This window comes from Streptococcus sp. A34 (assembly GCF_043674115.1).
Lineage (GTDB): Bacteria > Bacillota > Bacilli > Lactobacillales > Streptococcaceae > Streptococcus > Streptococcus suis_V.
Window position 1 is genome coordinate 1 of the sequence record NZ_JBIMJM010000019.1, and the last position, 19,712, is coordinate 19,712.

13 protein-coding genes and 1 pseudogene are annotated in these 19,712 nt (G+C 41.5%); 3 read left to right on the forward strand and 11 right to left on the reverse strand.

Translation table 11 applies throughout. From position 1 onward, the window contains the following. Window positions 1-127: 127 nt before the first annotated feature. The 7 genes and pseudogenes from ACHBGV_RS06045 to ACHBGV_RS06075 form a co-directional block, all read right to left on the reverse strand. Window positions 128-511 (reverse strand): PH domain-containing protein, encoded by a 384-nt coding sequence (locus ACHBGV_RS06045; RefSeq protein WP_024397275.1) that lies wholly within the window; start codon window positions 509-511, stop codon window positions 128-130. Between the two features lie 169 nt (window positions 512-680). Beyond that, window positions 681-902 (reverse strand): annotated as a pseudogene (locus ACHBGV_RS06050) (nucleoside-diphosphate kinase); the annotation flags it as partial. 23 nt (window positions 903-925) lie between these two features. Beyond that, entirely contained in the window at window positions 926-4,537 is a 3,612-nt protein-coding gene (gene addA / locus ACHBGV_RS06055) for a helicase-exonuclease AddAB subunit AddA (protein ID WP_394735879.1), read from the reverse strand. After that, window positions 4,534-7,806: an ATP-dependent nuclease subunit B gene (rexB, locus tag ACHBGV_RS06060; protein ID WP_394735880.1), complete on the reverse strand. Its 3,273-nt coding sequence runs from the start codon at window positions 7,804-7,806 to the stop codon at window positions 4,534-4,536. Before rexB ends, addA begins: the two co-directional genes overlap by 4 nt. 572 nt (window positions 7,807-8,378) lie before the next feature. Continuing rightward, on the reverse strand, window positions 8,379-9,032 hold the full coding sequence (locus tag ACHBGV_RS06065; protein WP_394735881.1) for a DNA alkylation repair protein: 654 nt from the start codon (window positions 9,030-9,032) through the stop codon (window positions 8,379-8,381). Continuing rightward, window positions 9,022-9,531 carry a GNAT family N-acetyltransferase gene (locus tag ACHBGV_RS06070; RefSeq protein ID WP_170238486.1) on the reverse strand — a complete coding sequence of 170 codons (510 nt, stop codon included), beginning with the start codon at window positions 9,529-9,531 and terminating at the stop codon, window positions 9,022-9,024. Before ACHBGV_RS06070 ends, ACHBGV_RS06065 begins: the two co-directional genes overlap by 11 nt. After that, window positions 9,532-10,149 (reverse strand): DUF5052 family protein, encoded by a 618-nt coding sequence (locus ACHBGV_RS06075; protein WP_394735882.1) that lies wholly within the window; start codon window positions 10,147-10,149, stop codon window positions 9,532-9,534. It abuts the gene before it with no gap. 191 nt (window positions 10,150-10,340) lie between these two features. On the opposite strand from ACHBGV_RS06075, the gene ACHBGV_RS06080 reads away from it, so the two are divergent. The 3 genes from ACHBGV_RS06080 (at window position 10,341) to ACHBGV_RS06090 (ending at window position 12,806) form a co-directional block, all read left to right on the forward strand. After that, window positions 10,341-11,468: a minor capsid protein gene (locus tag ACHBGV_RS06080; protein WP_394735883.1), complete on the forward strand. Its 1,128-nt coding sequence runs from the start codon at window positions 10,341-10,343 to the stop codon at window positions 11,466-11,468. 21 nt (window positions 11,469-11,489) lie between these two features. Next, window positions 11,490-11,720 carry a hypothetical protein gene (locus tag ACHBGV_RS06085; protein ID WP_332411723.1) on the forward strand — a complete coding sequence of 77 codons (231 nt, stop codon included), beginning with the start codon at window positions 11,490-11,492 and terminating at the stop codon, window positions 11,718-11,720. Between the two features lie 309 nt (window positions 11,721-12,029). Then, the gene (locus tag ACHBGV_RS06090; protein WP_394735884.1) at window positions 12,030-12,806 is read left to right on the forward strand and encodes a DUF6261 family protein; all 777 of its coding nucleotides are present in this window, start codon (window positions 12,030-12,032) and stop codon (window positions 12,804-12,806) included. 59 nt (window positions 12,807-12,865) lie between these two features. Here ACHBGV_RS06090 and ACHBGV_RS06095 read toward each other — a convergent pair whose 3' ends face one another. Genes ACHBGV_RS06095 through ACHBGV_RS06110 form a run of 4 tightly spaced genes read right to left on the reverse strand, consistent with a single transcriptional unit; the run spans window position 12,866 to window position 19,703 of the window. Next, entirely contained in the window at window positions 12,866-13,852 is a 987-nt protein-coding gene (locus ACHBGV_RS06095) for a hypothetical protein (RefSeq protein WP_394735885.1), read from the reverse strand. Next, window positions 13,852-15,045 carry a restriction endonuclease subunit S gene (locus ACHBGV_RS06100; protein ID WP_394735886.1) on the reverse strand — a complete coding sequence of 398 codons (1,194 nt, stop codon included), beginning with the start codon at window positions 15,043-15,045 and terminating at the stop codon, window positions 13,852-13,854. The genes ACHBGV_RS06095 and ACHBGV_RS06100 overlap by 1 nt, the downstream gene beginning before the upstream one ends. Beyond that, window positions 15,038-16,651 carry a class I SAM-dependent DNA methyltransferase gene (locus ACHBGV_RS06105; protein WP_394735887.1) on the reverse strand — a complete coding sequence of 538 codons (1,614 nt, stop codon included), beginning with the start codon at window positions 16,649-16,651 and terminating at the stop codon, window positions 15,038-15,040. The genes ACHBGV_RS06100 and ACHBGV_RS06105 overlap by 8 nt, the downstream gene beginning before the upstream one ends. 4 nt (window positions 16,652-16,655) lie before the next feature. Then, a complete protein-coding gene (locus ACHBGV_RS06110; protein WP_105160424.1) occupies window positions 16,656-19,703 on the reverse strand; it encodes a type I restriction endonuclease in 3,048 nt (1,015 codons plus the stop codon). Between the last annotated feature and the right edge of the window lie 9 nt (window positions 19,704-19,712).

The following is a 19,712-nucleotide window of genomic DNA, read 5'->3' on the forward strand; positions in this document are numbered from 1 at the left end:
TGTTAGTTCCTTTCAGACAAATGTGGTAGTTTATCTGAGCCTAACATAGATGGCTTTTTCTGTCTAGCTTAATTTTATAAATTGGGAAAAAATAGAAAGTGACCCAAAAATCACTTTCTACATTTATCTATTTACCTAAAACAGCAGACGCCAAGGCCTTTTGAATAGCAATGACGGACTTGTCGCTCTTAAATTGCAGAGTCTCTGCTGGCTCTGCTGCTGAAGAAATCCATATTTTCAACTCCGCATCCAGGTCAAAATGTCCAGAGGTTTCGACCGTAAAGCGAGAAATGGAACGATAGGGAATGGACTTGTAGGACACTTTTTTGCCCGACATACCTTGCTTATCCACCAAAATCAACCGATACTCGGTAAAGACAATTAGGTCGCGAACCAAACTAAAGGCCATTTCTACCTGTTCCGCATCCAAAAGGATATCTGCCAACTCTTGCTCTACCTTGTCATTATTCATCTGCGAGGCATTGCCCATCAAACCTGAAAACAAACCCATGTGTTTACTCCTTTTTTACTTTTCCTTATTTTACCGAAAAATGTGGAATAAAAAAAGCAAAAACCCCAGAAGAGTTTTTGCTGCTGTCAAACTTAATAAACATCACGACGATAGCCAACAGTCACCACAAGTACAACCAATTCATCATCAATAATATCACAAATAACCTGATACCAGCATTCAGCGGTCCACTAGTCATATAGTCCACCAATTGTGGGAAAAATGGTTTGTCCGTCAAATGGTCATAGTGGGTGGCAACCAAGTCTTCCGTCGCCGTCATCATTTTCAAATCAGAAATGGTAAAGCCACGGTGCTCGATGCGGGAAATAATCTGCCCCACCAGCCCACGCTGGACAGCGTCTGGTTTAATAATGAAAAATGTACGTTCCATAAATTTCCTCCATTTTACAGGTGTCAGAGGGCCAAAACCTCAATCTGATTTCCGCCCAAAAGAATTAAGTATGAATCCACTCGGTCAATCGCATAGGCCTGTCTCAAGCTGGCAGCGTAGAGGGCCATTTGTTGCCGGTAACGTTCTCGTAATTGTTCCGGATGCTTGTATTTATCGGTCTTGTAATCAAACAGAACGATATGGTCCTCATAAAGGATGTAGCCGTCTATAATTCCACGCAGGACAAATTCCTCTTTAGAAGTTGCATCTTTTTGGATACTGGCAAAAGGTGCCTCTCGGTGTAGCTTGTCAGTATTGGACAAGATTTCCCGTCCCAAATCTGTATCAAAAAAGTCAAAAATCTTCTGAGTATCAATCCTGTCCTTGACAGCCTGATCAGCCTGCACACGGGCAAGAGCTTCTTTAACCGTATCCTCTGTCACCAGCCATGACAAATCAATAGCCTGCATGAGCTCATGGATGGCAGACCCCATATCAGCACCCGTCACCTGCTTGTGTTTAGTGAAATTCGGTAAGCTAAAGGAATGCTCTGTCTGTCTCGGTTCAATCACATCCAGGGCCTCTTCAGATAAGACCGGCTCATAGAGTTTTTTAATCTGACTTGGCGTTCGCAAGGTCGGCAAATCAATAGCTGGCTTGTAACGCTGATTGAGCTCTTCGACACCTTTTAGTTGCTTGATAGTATCTGAAATAGCTTTAGACTGTCGCTGGTCTTTGCCCCCAGGATTGGTCTGCTTGTCAGGCATTTCCAACTTATCCTCATCAGTAAATACCAAATCAGTGTCTTGGATAAAGCGCTTCTTGAAATGCAGGTCTTGGTCTGGAAAGGCCGCCTCAATGGCTAGCACCCAGTCTTGGAAAGAGGTCATGCTCTCTCTGCTGGCCCTTGCAAGAACGCCATCTTGACGCTTGCCATCGTAGCGAGTAGCTAATTTTTCCTGACTGCCCTTGCCCACTAGATAGAGCTTTTTCTCCGCACGGGTCATAGCCACATAGAGCAAGCGCATTTGCTCCGATAGGTTGGCAATTTTCAGCTCCTGGCCATTTATCTGATAGGGAAGGGTGTCCATTTGCACGCGCACATGCGGGAGCGGCGTATCAAACTGGTCTTTCATATCTGCGATAAACTGGATGCCCAGGCCATTTTCCCGACTGAGAATATAAGGCGCCCGACTTTCCATGGCATTGAACTTCTTGTCCATATTCATGAGAAAGACATACTGGAACTCCAAGCCCTTGGACTTATGGACCGTCATGAGCTGGACAGCATCCTTGGGAACAGCCACTTCTACCTCGGCCAGGTCATTGTCGCTGGCTAGAACCTTATCAATCATGCTGATGAAGCGTGACAAACCCTTAAATCCTGTCTTTTCAAACTGATTTGCCCGCAAGCCCAGGGCATAAAGATTGGCCTGCCGCTTCTGACCATTGGGCAGAGCACCCACATAATCATAGTAAAAGCGGTCATTGAAAATCTTCCAAATCAGGTCGTGAATGGAATGAAGCTTGGCAAATTTTCTCCAGTCTGACAAGACGGCATCAAACTTCTGAACTTTTTCCAGTAAATCCTGCTCAATCAAGTCTGCATTCTCCGATTGACCCGATAGAGCCAGCTGAATCTTGTCGTAGAAAAATCCAGACTCTGACTGGAGAGCCAGACGAGCCAACTGGTCCTCATCAAAAGCGAACATAGGGGATTTGAGCAGGGCTACCAGGGCATAATCATTGAGTGGCTGGTTAATGGTCCGCAGGGTGTCCAGCATGACCATGACCTCCAGCGACTTGAGATAGGAAGCCATACCACCATCTGCTACCAAGGGGATACCATGCTTTTCAAAACTGGTCAAGATAGCATCGTTGCGGGTCCGACTTGGCACCAGTAGCGTAATCTTTGAAAAAGCTACTCCTTCCTGCTTATGCAGGCGAATGATTTCCTTGGCCACCAGCTCCACCTCGCCAGCTGTAAAGGATTGCTCCTCCTGCTCCTCGTCAGATATATCCGTATTGTAAATCAAATACTCCATCTCATTATTGGGCAGGATGAGTTCTTGTTTCCCTTGCTCCTCACTACCAGCAACCAGGCTATGGGTCTCATCATACTTGATTTGCCCCACTTCCTTGTCCATGAGGCGCGTGAAAATAGCATTGGTCGCATCGATGACCTCTACCCGGCTACGGAAATTTTCCTTGAGCAGGATCAGTTTGCCAGCCTCTGGATTGGCCTGGTAGAGCTCGAACTTATCTTGGAAAATCTGATGATCCGCCTGACGGAAACGGTAGATGGACTGCTTGATATCTCCCACCATAAAGCGATTGTGCCCATTTGACAAGAGGTCCAACATCCGCTCCTGGGTATGGTTGTTATCCTGATACTCGTCCACCATGACCTCATGGTACTTTTCTTGGAAATGCTGGCGAATCTGCGCATTGCTTTCTAAAATACCGATGGCTAAATGGCTGATATCAGAAAACTCAAAAGCATTTTCCTGCATCTTCGCCTGCAAATATTGATAAGAGAAATCGCAAACAAATACCTGCAAAATCCTCAAAAGTGGCAAGACCTGGGGCTGGTAGGCAAAAATGGTCTCTAAAAACTGGAGATTCTGCAAGTGGGATTTGAGCTGCTTAAAGACAGGGTACTTGACCCCAGCCACTGTGACATCGCTGGACGAAGGGAGGATGTCCACTAATTTTCCAGTCAATTCCGGCAGGCGGGCTGCATCCATATGCCTGTCAAATTCCTGGGCCCATTCGCGCAAACTTTGGAAAATCAATTGGTGCTTCTTGTAGGCCGCCGTATCCTCTCCCTTGGCTGTTTTTTGCTTGTAATCCGGCAAATCAGTCAAGTCCTGCAGGTCATCAGCGGCCTGAAACATGGCTGCCAGCAAACCTGTTAGGCTAGAGCTAGGCAGACTCTCCCAGTCCTTATAAACTTGATAGCCCTTGAGCAAATTTTGCCGCAGCCACTTGTCTGGTGCACTAGTTGCCTGGCTAAAGTCATAGATCTGGTAGACCAATTCCCGAAAATTCTTATTATCCTTGCGGTTGCCGGAGAAATTCCGAACCAATTGCTCAAACGACTTGCCATCTTTTCCAGACAGATAATCTGCAAAGAGATCACCGAACACTTCATTTTTCAGCAAATCCTGCTCATTCTTATCTGTCATGATACGAAAATTGGGCGCCACGCCCAGCTCATAGCCATAGGTCGTGACCAATTTCTGAGTAAAAGAGTCCATGGTTCCGATATCCGCATTGCTCAATTCAGCCAATTGAGCCGTCAAATGCCTGCGGATGTCCTCATCCACCGTCTCTTTGATTTCCGTGTTGAGCCTTTTCTCAATCCGCTCCTTCAATTCACCGGCCGCCTTGACCGTGAAGGTGGAGATAAAGAGCTGGTCGATATGGACACCCCGTTTGAGCTTGTCCAAAATCCGCTCGACCATGACAAAGGTTTTTCCTGAGCCCGCTGATGCAGACACCAAAATATTCTGCCCATGGCTGTAAATGGCCTCAATCTGCTCTGGAGTTCGCTTCTGGTCTTTTTCGGAAGCCAATTCCTGGGCCTGAATCTCATTGATTTCTTCTTCGGTTAAAAATGCTTGAAAGCTCACAATTGGCTCCCTCCTTTCATTCGCTCTAACCAGTCTTCTCGCCTACCACCCTTGACCAAGACACGAGCCTGGCTCAGATGCCGGTCTGCTTCAAATCCGGTAATGGCCTTGAGCTGGTCACCTGCAACGGAACGTCCATCTTCTGTATAGGGATTGATGGCAAATTCCCCCTCTAAAATGCGGCTGGCTGCCTGGCGGTACAATTTCTCATTATGGGCCATTAGAAGCCCTAATTCCTTGCGACTATACAGACTGGCCTTGGTCTTATGATAGAGCTGGTTGAGACGATTGCTCTCCTCTTCGATAAACAAGCCCTTATAAACCAAGGATTTGTATGCTTCAGCAAGTACCTGGTCCTGCCCCTTAGTATCGGCTAATTTGACAATGGGATCCAGCAAATGCAGATACATGGCCCCAAATACCTTATCTGTCTGCCCAGCAACCTTCATCTGACTAACGGCCGACAGATAGGTAATGAGCTGGGGACTAAGGCCATTGTAAAATCTGTCAATCTTAAAGCTATTGGCACTGGACTTGTAGTCAACCACACCCAAAGCCTGGTCTGATAGCAGCTGATCCAGGCGGTCAATCTTACCGATAATTTGTAGCTTACGACCACCTTCTAGTTCTAAATGGGCTTGCTCGTTCTGACCAAACACTGCTTCATTGGCCAAGACTTGCACAGGATTATCGCCTCGTAAAACGAGGGAACTTGCACGCGCTACGTCCAACAAAATTTGCTCCGAATAACGACTATCGGCATTCTCACCGTATAGGGCCTGGAAATCCTTTTCCTGACGGGTTGCTGCAATGGCCTGCTCCAACTTTTCATCGAAGAAGGCACTGCTGTGGTCCATGGTCACGCGCTCAAAAATCCGATGGAGAAAATTCCCATGGCTACGAGCATCCGGGCGAATAGAATCCTGCTCCTGCAAACGCAAGACATGCTTAATGAAAAAGAGGTATTCATTCTTGTAGAAGTCCGTCAAACTAGACACCGACAACCTCAAGGGCTGGTCAACTGGATAGAGGGTTGCCAGAGTTTTCTTGGCCAGCTTCTGACTGCGCAATTGGCTGGAAATTGTCGGAATGGTAACGCCCTTTTGCTTCAACTTCTTATCAAGATAACGGACAGCCGCCGACCAAAAGTTCTTGATATCAGTATCCTCTTCTGTAGCCAATTCCTCAGGATTGAGCTGGATAACTTGGGACAGGAGACCATTAAAATGCCCGACATCCGTTGGCAGCAGGGTCTTACTCCGACCTTTTTCAATGGATTTCACACCCAAGCCCGTCAATAGCTTCAGATAAGGAGAGACTAATTCCTGACCTTCATTGTACAATTGCGGAGCTGATAAGACCAGATGCTCAGTCGCCGAATGCAGCAAGGACATAAAGGTAGCATGGTTTTTCTTGCCATTTTCCCGACTAGGAATGTGGAACTGGGATAGGGAGTCCGAACGTTCATTCATCCTGGCCTTCTCCTCGTCGGTCAAAATACCTGTATTCTTGGCAACTTTTGGGAAATTCGACTGGCTCAACCCCAGGGCATAGACATACTTGGCCGTATGCGGTTCAATCAAATCATAGGACTTGACAGACACTACATCCACCGTTGCTGGGACGGTCCGGTAATGACTAGATTGCATACCCGCCTTGAGTAGGGAAAGGAAATCCTCGACCGACAGGGTTTCCTTAGCAAACAAGTGTTGAAAAACTTCCAGAATATGGCAGAAAGCCTTCCAAACCTCTTCCTCTTTTTCAATTTGCAGCTGGCTCAATCCCTCTGACAAGGCAACCATATTTTCAGCCAAGTTGATGCGACGGGCAAACTCCATGAATTTTTCTAGAAGGGATTGGCCTGACTGCGGACGAGCCTTGAAAAACTGTGTCAGAGGTGCCATAATGCTCTCTCGTAGCTGGTTCAAAACCTCCAAATCATAATTCGCTCTGCTATTGACCGTAAAATCACGAGAAAACTTAGCCTGGCCCTTGAGATCCGCAAAGGTAATATAAGCGTGGAAGCGGTCCAGTTGCCCCTGTTCCAGCTGACCATAGAGACCAGATTTCAGCAAGTTAATCAGGTCCTCCGCCCGAAAATTATAGCGTTTTAGACGCTCCAGGGACTCCACAAAATGCACCAGCGGATGGTGGCTCATTTCCTCAGCTCTACCAAAATAGTAGGGGATTTCATATTTATCAAAAATCTTGCCAATCTGAAGTTGGTAGCTATCCACATCACCTAGCAGGACTAGGATATCCTTATAGCGAGTCCCCTCAAACAATCTTTTACGAATGGAACGAGCAACCGCTTCGACCTCCTCCTTTTGATTGGTAGCCTCCCAAATTTCAATAGCTGACAAATCCTCTTCAGTCAGCTCATAGGCAGGTTTGGAATAATCAAACTGGCTTTCAATATTTTTGGAGAGTTTTGCAAGGGATGGCCTCGGAACATCGCCATCATCCCTTGTCAACTTGCCTTGATCAACTCCGTCCATGAAAATGGGCTTGGTCTGGTAGCTAAAAGCCAAGTGACGGAGAAATTCAACACTGGCTTGAAAAACATTCCCCTCAAGATGAGTTTCCTGGTAGGCTTTTTTGCTGGCATAGCTGGCAATGTGTATTTCCGCTACACGCCCATGAAGGCTGGCAATTAGGGCTTCCTCTTCAGCTGAAAAACGCGTAAAACCGTCCACAATCAGGACCACCTGGCTGAGCTGGTCATCCAATTGACCTGACTCTACTTTCCATCTGAATTGCGCCAACTTGGTCTCATTTTCATAATCCTCGTCCATGAGAACGTCCTGCAAGGCTGACAAAATCTTGATAATATCTGCCTGCTTGGCAGAAGTCTCCAGATTTTCCAAGGCAGAAAGGGGCATGTTGGAGGTTTGCAATTCCTTGTAAAGATTGACCACCTGCTCAATAAATGCCGGGTCCTTCTTCAAGCGGCCATAGACCTGCAAATCACCATCTTCAAACTGTGCTAAAACTCGATAGACCATCATGGACAAGCCCAAATCATCCAACGCTTTTTTGCTGTTCTCTTCATGGTAGATAAAATAACGGGCCATTTGCGCAAAGCGGGTCACCAGGATTGATAAACTAGCCTTTCTCGGCAGGTAGGATAGGACTTTTTTTTCCTTTTCAAAGGACAAGGAGTTGGGCGCAATGTAAAATACCCGTTGAACCCGATGGGACTCTTCCAGTGCTAAAGCGGTCAACTTCTTGGTAATATCATTGCTGATGTCTGAATAATATAACTTCATGGTTTCCTCACACAATTCTGGCGTCTATGAACTGTTCTTTATAATCTGGACTCACAAGTAAGGTACATTTAGGTAAGAGATAGTTTTTTGATAATTAGGACCGTTTTTTGAAGGAATACTGACTGTATTTCTAAAAAACTAACGATGAGTAGTAGAAAACTAGCCTTAGATAAAAGTGCCGAACTGTGAATACAGGTTCTTTTTCCATTATACCAAAAAAAGCCCACCTAAAAGGTGGGCAAGGGCATCGTTTCCGATGAGGTTAGAAGGTTCACAGCATCTAACCAAGGTCCGCTCCTGCGTCTCAAATAAGAACCTATATTCACAAGTAAGGTACATTTAGGTAAGAGATAGTTTTTTGATAATCAAGGCAGTTTTTTGAAGGAATACTGACTGTATTTCTAAAAAAGCTAACGATGAGTAGCAAGAAACTAGCCTTAGATACATGTGCCGAGCTGTGAATATAGGTTCTACATGAAGACCTCCCTAGCGTCGAATGTGACAAAGTCACTACTCGGCTCATCGCATGGTATTATTTTAACAGATTTTCAGAAAAATGCAAGGCATTCATTCTAGATATACTTGGACCCCTCGCGAATGGATAGACCCGCCATCTGACTTCTGTGCTGAGCAATAAATGCCCTGACCCATTCTGGATTTGTCTTGGAATAATCCCGCAGAGCCCAACCAATCGCCTTATTGATGAAAAATTCTTTCTGATTGAGATTGTTGACCAAAATCTTCTCAAGAAGTTCTGTATCAGTCTGTTCTTTTTGCAGGAGTTGGTGGTCAATGGCAATTCGCCTCAACCAGAAATCATCATCAAGGCTCCATTCCAAAATGGTCTGCTTAGCCTCTGGATTGTCCAAAACAATCTTACCTACTAATTTATCCAGACCGTCAATACTATCCCACCAAGACTTGCTTTGAGCCAGTTTTTTCAAACGGGGTAAATCAGCTAGAACCAAGTCTTTTTTCTTGGTAACCAGATAATCAATGGCGATATATTGAAATTCACGGTAGGGCTTAGACCAGCAAGCCTCAACAAATTCCCAGTCAATTCCCTGAGCCTTAGATTCTTTGAAAAATTGCCTAGCAACTTTTCGGCGGTCAGGAGTTCGCACACCCAGAAAGTCAAAATTGTTTTTCATATAAGCCTTCATAGGCTGGGCCTGACTGGCATCCGCCACAGCCAACAAACGTTTTTCTAATTCGTCAATCTTCATTTTGCTTACCTACAAGAGATTTTTGAAGCCAGACAATATCGTGCCAGGTATCAAATTTATAACCAACGTTTTTGAAATGTGCTACCTGTTCATACCCTCTCTTCTTATGAAGAGCAAGCGAAGCTGGATTAGGAAGAGCAATGCAGGCTAAAAAATTTTTAAAGCCACGCGCCGTCAATTCTTCTTCCAAGGCATCATACAAGAGACTTCCGATTCCTTTTCCACGTGCCTTTCTACTGACATAAACAGACAACTCAACTGTCCAATCGTAAGCAGCACGGGCATAGTAGGTCGATGCATACGCATATCCCACAACCCGACCTTCTTCTTCTGCGACAAGATAGGGAAATTTCTCCAAGGTCTTTTTTATCCGACTAACAAAGTCTGCCACAGTCGGCACTTCTGTCTCAAAAGTAATGGCTGTAGTTTCAACATAAGGAGCGTAGATAGCCACCAAATCTGCAGCATCCTCTATCTGTGCTGACCGAATGTTTATCATCTAGTTCTCCAACAATTCTCTGTCATAAATAGTATAGTCACAACGGTAGATAATCAAACGCTTACCATCAATCAAGAGCTCAGATGTTTTTGGCGCATCAGAAGCATAAAGGGATACCTTATCACCAACATAGGTCGCTAATGGTGTTCCATTTTGCGAACGAATCAAGACCACCTTGGCCTTACCAGTAAAATCATTTTTCAGGCTAGAGACCATGCGATTAACCAGGGGGATAGAATGGTCATAGTTGGCAATATCGACTGTAGTTTGGTACTTGGCAAACAAATCTTCCAACCCCTCTTCTGCTGCAATTAAGGAGGAACCGACATGGTCAATTTCATAATTGCCAAGTGTGACCTTCAAAACAGACGAATCCGCATTAGAATAGCCTTCGGCATCAACGGAGTCAAATTCTTCATTCCGCGAAATCGATAGGGACTTACCAGACATCTCATCGATTAACTGAGAATTTTCATCATATGTCCGTACCGTCATCTCCAAGCCAATCCATTCTTCCTTTGTATTTTTCCACCAATTTGAAATTGATTGACAAGCAGACAAGGTGACTAGACTGGCTACTAATACAGCACCAAGTGCTAACTTTTTATTCCATTTCATATAAAACCTCCAATGGTTGATACCTTATTGTAACATGAAAACTGGTTTTTAGACTCGTTAAGCTAGAGAGTAGTTTCTTTTTTCTACTACCTGAGGAGCGTAGATAAGAATAATACTCTTATCACTTTAACGAGCTAGAAAAGGAAATTAGAGCCTTTGAGCAACGGTACGCTGATAAGAATGGTTTGTCCTTGTCCGAAGTAAAGGCTCGAGTTGATGAATTCGATGTAAAGTCTTTTGAGGAAAAAGCGAAGCGGTATGTGGCTGAGAAGAATTTTTCGGCACGAGCGAATTCAGAGTTGGCATTGTACAACTTGAAAATGAAGACCAATCGGCTAGCTTTGTTACAGTATCAACTTGATCTTGAATTAGTTGCACTGGCAGAAGATGAACGTCAATTGACGGAGCGTTTTTTGAATGATGAATTCGTCAAAGCTATTGAAACGCAATCTGGCTTGCTTGGTCGGTCTGTTTTGTCAGCTAGTCAAATCGGCACTACGGCACAGGCTATTTTAAATACTCCTTTTCATAGGGCTAATTGGTCGGATAATATCTGGAAAAGGCAAACTGCTTTGCGTGAAGTTGTTGCTCGGATGACGGAGCGCTTGCTGTTGCAGGGTAAGAATCCGACTACCATGGTTGCTCAGCTTCGGAAGGAGTTCAACGTTACTGTTAGTGAAGCAAAACGACTGGCGGTGACGGAAGGTGCTCGAGTAGCTACTGAGGGGCAGAAACAGGCTTATATCGCAAATGGTTATGATGAATATGAGTTTATCGCAGAACCGTCAGCATGTAGGGAATGTGCTAAATTAGGTGGGAGGATTTTCAAAGTCAAGGACATGGAACCTGGAGAGAATGCTGCACCTATGCATCCGTGGTGTCATTGCTCGACAGGGGCTCATGTTTCGAAATCAACATATACTCTGTCAAATGAAGAACCTCAATTATTCCGTAAAGGAGCGTTGAAGGGCGAATTTAAAGCTCTTAAAATCCCGATGAGACTTTCAAGCGTTCGTAGGCTAGCCCGTGACTTTGATATCGACCTAAGCAATTCTAAGATAATCCTTGTAAAACAAAAAAATCTGATTGGAACAGGTTATTGCGGGGGTGCTTCGGCAGAAGAGGTCGGAAAAATTTATTTATACCCTGATGCTTTTACTAGCGAAGAGCAACTGGTTAAAACATTACTTCATGAGAACGAGCATGTTCGACAATATTTGACTTACGGTACTGAGGAAGTCTATAATAATCCTGAAAAATACGAGTTATTAGCTCAAAAAGCCGAAGAAGTATGGTATAATAAAGTTAGAAAGAGGTGATCAACAATGTATGATGATTGGATGAAATGTTTTGTAAATATCAGTAAGATAGGAACTCCAGGCAAGAGTCCGATTGACGGTAAGACACCTTTGAATTACATCTTTATGGATTACGGAAATAATTTCGGCAATCTCATTATTTGGGATCCTGTGAATAAGGTTAGAAAAATCTTTGATAGGGTTGCCAAGCGTGATTTTTATCCAACTATGCCTTTGACCAATGGATTTTTAGCTGATTATAAAATTGTTTAATAAGCACCTAGAGAAATCTAAGTGCTTTTTTTGTAATTGAAAATAGAATCATATCATTTAAATTTGAAAACTCGCAAAAACAATGATTTTATTGCAAAAACAATTTTTAAACATGTAAATCAAACTAAATTGACACTTTTAAACATTTATATCATTGCATTTCAATGTAATTTTTAAAAAATAAAATTGTATTATAGGAAAGCCTTATGATTTGACAAGTTTTTTAACAATTTTTTTCTATTTCATATTTTTCTCCTACATATTTACGAATAAATAGATGACCGGAAAAAAAGATAGTGAGGTACACAAATGAAAATCCGAATTCCATTATATGCACAACATCTGAATCAAGCAGAATTTACACAACTCATCACCAGTAGTGTTGATACCTTGAAACAATATAGTTCAGCCACCAATGACCCCATGGTAACGGACTTAATCAAACAGCTTGAAGAATCCTTGCCCTTACTGAAAAAAAGTCTCAAACAAAAACGTGGCTCAGACATGACTAATGACTTAAACAAGGCCATAAAGAATCGAAAGGCTGACTACTCTGCCTTCGTCAACGGACTCAAACTCTTTAAAAATACTCGGACACCAGAGAAATTGCAAGCCTATCACCGACTACAAGAACTCATCAAACTATACAAAAATACAAGGTCTACCAATATGCAAGAATCATCTGCTTTGATTGATTCTTTGCTGACCCGACTGGCGAAGCCACCCTACTCAGAAGATATTAGCCTACTTATGTTAGATGAAGCTATTGCCAATCTCCGTGAAAGCCATGAAAGCACTTATCGTCTCTATCTGAAAAGAAGTCAGGACACCAGCACTCGCGAAAATATAAACAGCTTGGAAGTCCGTAAAACAGCCTTCAATCTATACACCCTCCTTTATAGTCACTTGGTCAATAAAATAAGCTATGACCCAACGGCACCAGAGAAAGTTATCCTGCAAGTCTTAAATGACATTCGTCAAGATTTTTCAGAAAGAACGCGACAGAAAAATCAAACAGGAACAAGTACTGCTTCCATAAACATTGTGACAAGTCTACCACAAGGAAAAGAAATGGAGACAAGATAGAAATAACTCCCCCTAGTCCTTTGATTAGGGGGAATGATAATTTTTTAGTAAATAGGCATCTAGAATACTGATTTTGACTTGGTAGATGCTGTGCTTATTGCACCCTCAATTTGAGTTGAAATACTTTCGCCTTTGGAAATAATTATCTTTAATTTTTCATTAAAATCTTCAGGTGTAAGGTCTTTAGGGATTTGAAGCCTGATTTTTATTGCTGTACCTGGAAATATCAACTTATCTTTTAAAGACTTTATGCCCTTTTTTGTAGCAATAGCTCCTTTAGATATTATTGAAAAATGTCCTTTAAATACTTTACACAATTCAGTTACAATATACAGGCCGTAACCCGAATTTAAATACTCTTCCTCCTCTCCCTCTCTTAAATGAGATTTTTCAAAAATTCCCCCCGTAATACCAGGTTTTAATGCAAACTCCATAGCTTCAATATCATTTGAGACATTCAAAACTTCTTTAAAATTTAAACTCTCTTTAAATCCTATACCGTAGTCAATTATGGCGATTTCCGCCTCAACGTATTCATCGTGCATCCAACATTGTGAAGCATGCCAACCTTCAAAGCAGTGAGAATGTTCTGGAATATTTCGAAAAAGTTCAAATACTATATAGAAAAATATCTTTTCAATATTTTCGTGTTCACAAGATAAAACTTTGGCAATCTTATTAGCAATGTTTTCAACGATATTTTCAGATTGCCGAGAGTAACTTGATAAGATAGATTTCATAATTGGTGTATATTTATCAGAATAGTTAGTATTTCTTTCGTTAAGATCTAAACTCCCTTCGGCAAAGTGAAAAAAATTATAGTTTCTAGCATATGATTCAGAGCACCTACCAAATTCACCAATTTCAAAATTTACATTATATTTATGATGATTTAAGTAAGAAGCGATTAATAAAGTCACATAAGGTGTCGCAAATTTTAAATCATATTTTATACTAATATCATGATCATCTAGATCCAGATTTAATAACTCGTACATATACTCCATATATTTAAAACCAGGCTTATCCAAAATTAATTTTTGCATTATTCCTCCACCTTCACTTGTCCATTCATGAGCATTGGCAAGAGCCACTCACGAAGTTGGTTCAGTTCTTGGTTTTGTTTACGGTTGTCAAAAATCATTCTATATGTAGTTCTTACCAACTCATCGAAATTTTTTAAAATATCCGCATTAGGATTAATAATTTGTAATTGATACAGAATAGAAGCTGTCATACTTGGAACTCCTGTTCCTGTATTAAGTTTCGTAAAATCAATATCTTTTATGGAAAAGTACGTGTATAATGCCACATAATCAATTTTCATATCGGTATAGAACATAGTATCCACTGTCCAAAATTTTTCATCAACATACATGATATTATTCAAGGTACCTTTTCTTGGAATCAAAACTGATTCACCTTCAAAAATATAGTCCTCAACTTTTCTCATTAATCCACCTGAACCATAAACGGGATAATTTCCATCTGATAAATCTTTATGATCTTTACCATTTTTGATTGTTAAAAAATTACTTAAATTTTCCACTCCCCACCCTTCTGGTATTTCACGTTTGAGTTGGTCATTATAGACCATTTTACCACCAGAGGACTTGTAGGGCTTACCATTTTCATCAGGGAAATCAAACTGCACAAACCAATAATCATAAAGCGTCTTCGCCATAGCCTCCAACTCTTCGTTGATTTGGTTGTTCAGAGCGATTTTTTGGTCGATATTCTTCAAAATATTAGATATATTATTTTGATCCTCAAGAGTTGGTAAATCTAACTCAATTGATTTAAGATGATCTATTGTAATCGCTTTTTGAACCGCTCCAATATTATTTTTTAGAATGTTAGATTGAAAAATGGGTGAATTTAAGAAATAATATAAATAGTTTATGTTAATAATTTCCTTATTAACATCTCTTACCCAGATTAAATTTCCATCTTTAAAGTAAAATCCAACATCCTTTACTAAATATATTTTGCCAATTGTTCCCACAGCCGTTATTAGAATATCATCTATTTGGGGAACAGGATACTTATTTTTTATTTCATTATACTTTTCTTCAGAAATATATAAAGTTTCAGATATACCCTGATTATTTGCTAACTCGATGATTTCTTTACTTCTATAAAATGGTACACCGACTTCTACATAATCTGATAAATGAACTCTTTTGCTCGAAGTTATAGTTGCAAATTCACTAAACTTATATCTAACCACATCACTCATACCTCACCCTCCTCATCTGCTCTGCTATTTCCTTTTCCAATTCATGGGATTGGGCAAAGAGGTCGGCTAGGCGGTCTTGGTAGCCTTGCATTTTTTCTTCAAATTCTTCTGGGCTAATATCAACGTAGTCAATCTTGATGTCAAAGTACTGACCTGCACTGAGGGAGTAGTTCTTATCCTTAATCTCCTCATAGCTGACCTTGACAGAGAAGTCTTCGACAACTTCTTTGTTAATAAAGGTCTGAATGATTTGCACTTCTTCATCTGGGCTAAGGACTGTCTTTTGGTTCTTGCCTTCCTTGACCTTGGTGCCAAGATTAGAAGCGTCAATCAAGACCACATCATCCTTATTTTTCTTATCAATAAAGAGAATGGACACGTTGGTTCCTGTTGTCGCAAAGATATTGGACGGCATGGACACAACACCTGCCAACATCTTCTCATCGACCAGGTGCTGACGGATTTTCTTGTCAATACCTGACTGAGCTGTGATAAATCCTGTCGGCAAGACAATGGCCGCCTGACCATCTTCCTTCAAACTATAGATAATATGCTGGATAAAGAGTTGGTAAATGGCCATACTCTCTTTTTTCTTGTTGGGAATCTTTGGCACACCAGCAAAAAATCGTTCACTGCTATTTGGTAGGCTTTCTACCTGATCTCGCCACTCAGAAAAATCAAGTTTGAAAGGAGGATTGGACACGATATAGTCCATCTTCTCCACATGACGATTGTTGAGAATAGTATTTCCTTGTACAATATTGTGAATGGAATGCTGCAAGCCATTGAGAATCAAGTTGAGTCGCAAGAGATTAGAGGATTTTTGAGAAATGTCCTGACTGTACACACTGGTACGGTCGGTACCAATCTGACTGGCCAGGTTCATCAAGAGAGTCCCCGAACCAGCAGAAGGATCGTAGATTTTGACGTTACTTGGTTGATCATTTCCCACCAAAATAGCCGCGATGATTTTGGCAACAGAGTGAGGTGTGTAGTATTCCGCATACTTTCCACTATCCTTGTTGTAGTCCTTAATTATGTACTCAAACAAGGTAGAGAAAAAGTCAAAACCCTGTGAAAAGATCTGCTGGTCAAATTTAACACGCGCCAAGAGATTGATAATAGAAGCTGCCACTTCATTTCGCTTGCTGGCATCAGAAATGGTATCCGTAATCAAGCGTTGATCAAAGAGGCGAATATCTGTTCCACCATCCGTATGAACTGAGAAAATAGCATTGTTGTCAATGGCAATCTGATTGAGCGTTTGTTCAAAAATCTCAGAAAAATCTGCTTGGTTCTGTTGACGGTGTAAGCTTTCAATCAATTGTTCAGGTTTTAGATGAGCAGTTTTAGTCCCAATATCGTCTAAAAACCAGTCATAATCCTCTTCAGAAAGGTCCAAAAGCCCTTGATAATCATAGTTATTGTCAACGACTAAGGCTTCGTAGAGAAACTTATCATTTAAAAACTTATATAGGAAGGACTGGGTCAAGAGTTTATACCCTCCTGCTTCACCCCATAATCCTGCATTGGTTAATACTGCATTGAGTTCATCTACCAAGCCTTTTACTTGGCTTTGTACCTGTACGATATAATTGTCTTCCATTTGGTTAGTATTCTCCTTCATAGACTTCCATCAGGGAGCGAATTAGCTTGTCATAGTCAACCCGTTTGAGTTGTTTGCCCACTTCTGTTTTCTTCATTTCTTCACGGGCCAGTCGCTTGATCTCCCCTTCCAAATAGGCTTCGTTGTCAAGGATTCCTTGGTTGAGTCCAATTTGATAGTCAATCAATGGCTTGGCACCTTTTAATACTTGATAAATAGCTGGATAATCACTCACTACCGTGGATTGAGTAACTCGTTTAAAAGTACGGGCTGACATGCTATCCCCACCAAAGTTCATAGCCAAACGATTCATCCGTGATTTGTAATCCTCTACAGAGTCGAACAAGCTTTGGTAGGCCTGTTTGGTCTCCTTGATACGTTCCAAGCTGTATCCTTCAACTTCCTGTGTCATGTGTTTGTTTAGAACGCGTTGGAACTCTTCAAATAGGCTCACCCACTCTGGATCTTTCTCGTCCCTACGTAGATTGATGCCACTGGCCACACGACGACGGATGTCATCTAGATCATTGGCCGCAAGGCGCAACTCCTCTTCTTTGATCTTTGTAAAGCTAAAGCTAGTTTCAGACATGGCAAGATTTAAGAGTTGTTGGCTAGAAAAACTATCTGGTTTATCAATCAAACTCAAGGTCAATAGTCGGCGAGATAACATATTTAATAGGCTGGCTATTTCTCCCATATTGACCTGCTCGATGACTTCGTGATAGCCATGGAGGCGCGCCATGTTGTAGTACTGCCGAATGGTCTCAAGCGACTTCCTCAGTTGGATTAATTCCTTCCTATCCTTCACTTGGTCAATTGCTTTTTCAAAATATTCCAAGTTATCTGTTGGATAGTTCATCAAAACCCCTTGCGATTTTTCTAACTGGTCTTTGACTTCTTCTGGTGTGACAAATATAGCTCCAAACGGATTTTCCCCATCCTCATCAGTTAAAGCTGATTGGTATTCGCGATTGAGTTCTTCCAAGTAGGCTTTATTGGTCTTGTCGAATTCTTTAGAAATATCCGCAAAATCGATGACATAGCCAAATGTATAGTCCTTGTATGGACGGTTGACACGGGTCAGGGTCTGCAAGAGGTTATGAGCTTTGATTTTCCGTCCAAGATAGAGTCGTTTCAAACGTGGCGCATCAAAACCTGTCAAGAGCATAGAGTAGACGATAACAAAGTCAGTTTGACCTTTCTTAAACTTTTCTACTTCTTCTTTCTTATAATCCTTATCTCCTGCATCATGCAAAATCAAGGTAGAGGTGAAACTCGTATGACCTGCTAGTCGCCGTTCTTCTAATTGCTTGTGCAATTCCCGAGCTTGTTCGGAAGAATCACAAACAATCATTCCTCCAATGGATTGATCATCAAACAGTATATTTCGAGCTCTTGTAAAATCTTCTAAAATGAAATCCAACATAGGACTGACATAACGAGGATGAGCAAAAATTTCTTTTTTATCAATCGAACCTTTTTGAATCTCTTCATGTATGGCTTTCAGGTTCTCTTTATAGGATGTTTCGATATCCTCACGTATTAGTCTCAGCGTAAAACCATCCGCAATGGATTGATTATAGTAGTATTTATGGATATAGTCTCCAAAAATATCACGAGTGGTTATAGCCGTTTCCTTGGATTTACCATCTGCTTTCGGAGCAATCAATGGAGTACCTGTCAGCGCAATCTTGATAGCTTGCTTATCAGCATTATACAGATTTGGTAGATAGGACCCTTTTTCATTGTAGGAACGATGGGCTTCATCGATAAAATAGATATTCTGCCGATTTAAGTTATAACCAGAATGGTCCGTCAAGTCGGATGTATCCTTAAATTTTTGAATATTAACCACCGAAACATGACACTTAGCTGGTACTTGATTTAACTCACTGGGCTTGTTTATTCGATTAACTGTTAGGCCACGCTTGCTAAATTCTTTAAAGGCCTGATCAGCCAAATCCAACCGGTCTACCACAAAATAAAAACTTGGTACCATACCCTTATCAGCATAATAGTCACGCAAATAGCGGATATTGAAGAAAGCAAGAGCTGTTTTACCGGAGCCTTGTGTGTGCCAAATGACACCTTTCTTCAAACCATTTTTCAAGCCTCTTTCAATTGCCTTGGTCGCAAAATATTGAGGATAACGCATGGCGTGTTTTTGTAGTTGAATCTGGTCATGCTCATCTCGTTCTTCTACATAGACTAGACCATAACGGAGCATGAAAAAGAGCCGTTCTTTCTGATAAAGGGAAGTTAAAAAGGAATTGCAAGGACTTGCAGGATCCAAGTTGGTTCGGAATTCAACTTGCGACTTGAGGGCAAAACGATTAACATCTGTAAGAACCAAATCAATCATTTTTTCTTCCAATGGAGATAGAACTAATTGCTCTGGTTCTTCTTCCTTGAATGAGTTAAATTTGGTACCAGATGAAGCATTGGTGCAGTAATAAGAGCCTTGTAACTGTTGTCCTTGGCTATCATCATAGGGAAGATTGTCTGAAAAAGCAATCAACTGTGTGATATTGTTAAACCGTCTGAACTTTTTATTTTCAAATCGAAACTTGGTCCGATCCTTTTCAGACTGAATACCTGTCTTCCCATCTCGAATGGCATTTGGTTGTTTGACTTCTATATAACTAAGTGGTAAACCATTTATAAATATCGTAATATCTGGTCGGAACTCGTCCTCACCATTTTGACAAGTAACTTCCAAAGCTATATGAAATGTATTTGCCTCAAGATTTTTCCAATTGATATAGGTATAGCCAGAATCAGCATGAATACGTTTGAAGAAACTTCGTCCTAAATCATCTTGTTCTAATTCCAGGCGAATATTTTCAAATTCTTGTTCAAAATCAGCTTCACTTGCATAATTGTTCAATTTAAGGAACTGTTGTTTAAAAATGGATAGTAAGATATTTGTATCCGGATCTCGTTCTTTAATTTCTTTACTAGTAGCCGAAAGATAGTCATAACCGAGTCTGGTCAAATGTAAAGCAGCAGGTATTTGCACCCTCGTAAACTCATTGTGTTCCTTTCTTATCATACATGCTCT

Excerpts from the sequence above, each read along its gene's own strand:
- ACHBGV_RS06045 (WP_024397275.1), bottom strand. The coding sequence starts at position 511 with ATGGGTTTGTTTTCAGGTTTGATGGGCAATGCCTCGCAGATGAATAAT.
- rexB (WP_394735880.1), bottom strand. The coding sequence starts at position 7,806 with ATGAAGTTATATTATTCAGACATCAGCAATGATATTACCAAGAAGTTG.
- ACHBGV_RS06065 (WP_394735881.1), bottom strand. The coding sequence starts at position 9,032 with ATGAAGATTGACGAATTAGAAAAACGTTTGTTGGCTGTGGCGGATGCC.
- ACHBGV_RS06070 (WP_170238486.1), bottom strand. The coding sequence starts at position 9,531 with ATGATAAACATTCGGTCAGCACAGATAGAGGATGCTGCAGATTTGGTG.
- ACHBGV_RS06075 (WP_394735882.1), bottom strand. The coding sequence starts at position 10,149 with ATGAAATGGAATAAAAAGTTAGCACTTGGTGCTGTATTAGTAGCCAGT.
- ACHBGV_RS06085 (WP_332411723.1), top strand. The coding sequence starts at position 11,490 with ATGAAATGTTTTGTAAATATCAGTAAGATAGGAACTCCAGGCAAGAGT.
- ACHBGV_RS06090 (WP_394735884.1), top strand. The coding sequence starts at position 12,030 with ATGAAAATCCGAATTCCATTATATGCACAACATCTGAATCAAGCAGAA.
- ACHBGV_RS06095 (WP_394735885.1), bottom strand. The coding sequence starts at position 13,852 with ATGCAAAAATTAATTTTGGATAAGCCTGGTTTTAAATATATGGAGTAT.
- ACHBGV_RS06100 (WP_394735886.1), bottom strand. The coding sequence starts at position 15,045 with ATGAGTGATGTGGTTAGATATAAGTTTAGTGAATTTGCAACTATAACT.
- ACHBGV_RS06105 (WP_394735887.1), bottom strand. The coding sequence starts at position 16,651 with ATGGAAGACAATTATATCGTACAGGTACAAAGCCAAGTAAAAGGCTTG.
- ACHBGV_RS06110 (WP_105160424.1), bottom strand. The coding sequence starts at position 19,703 with ATGATAAGAAAGGAACACAATGAGTTTACGAGGGTGCAAATACCTGCT.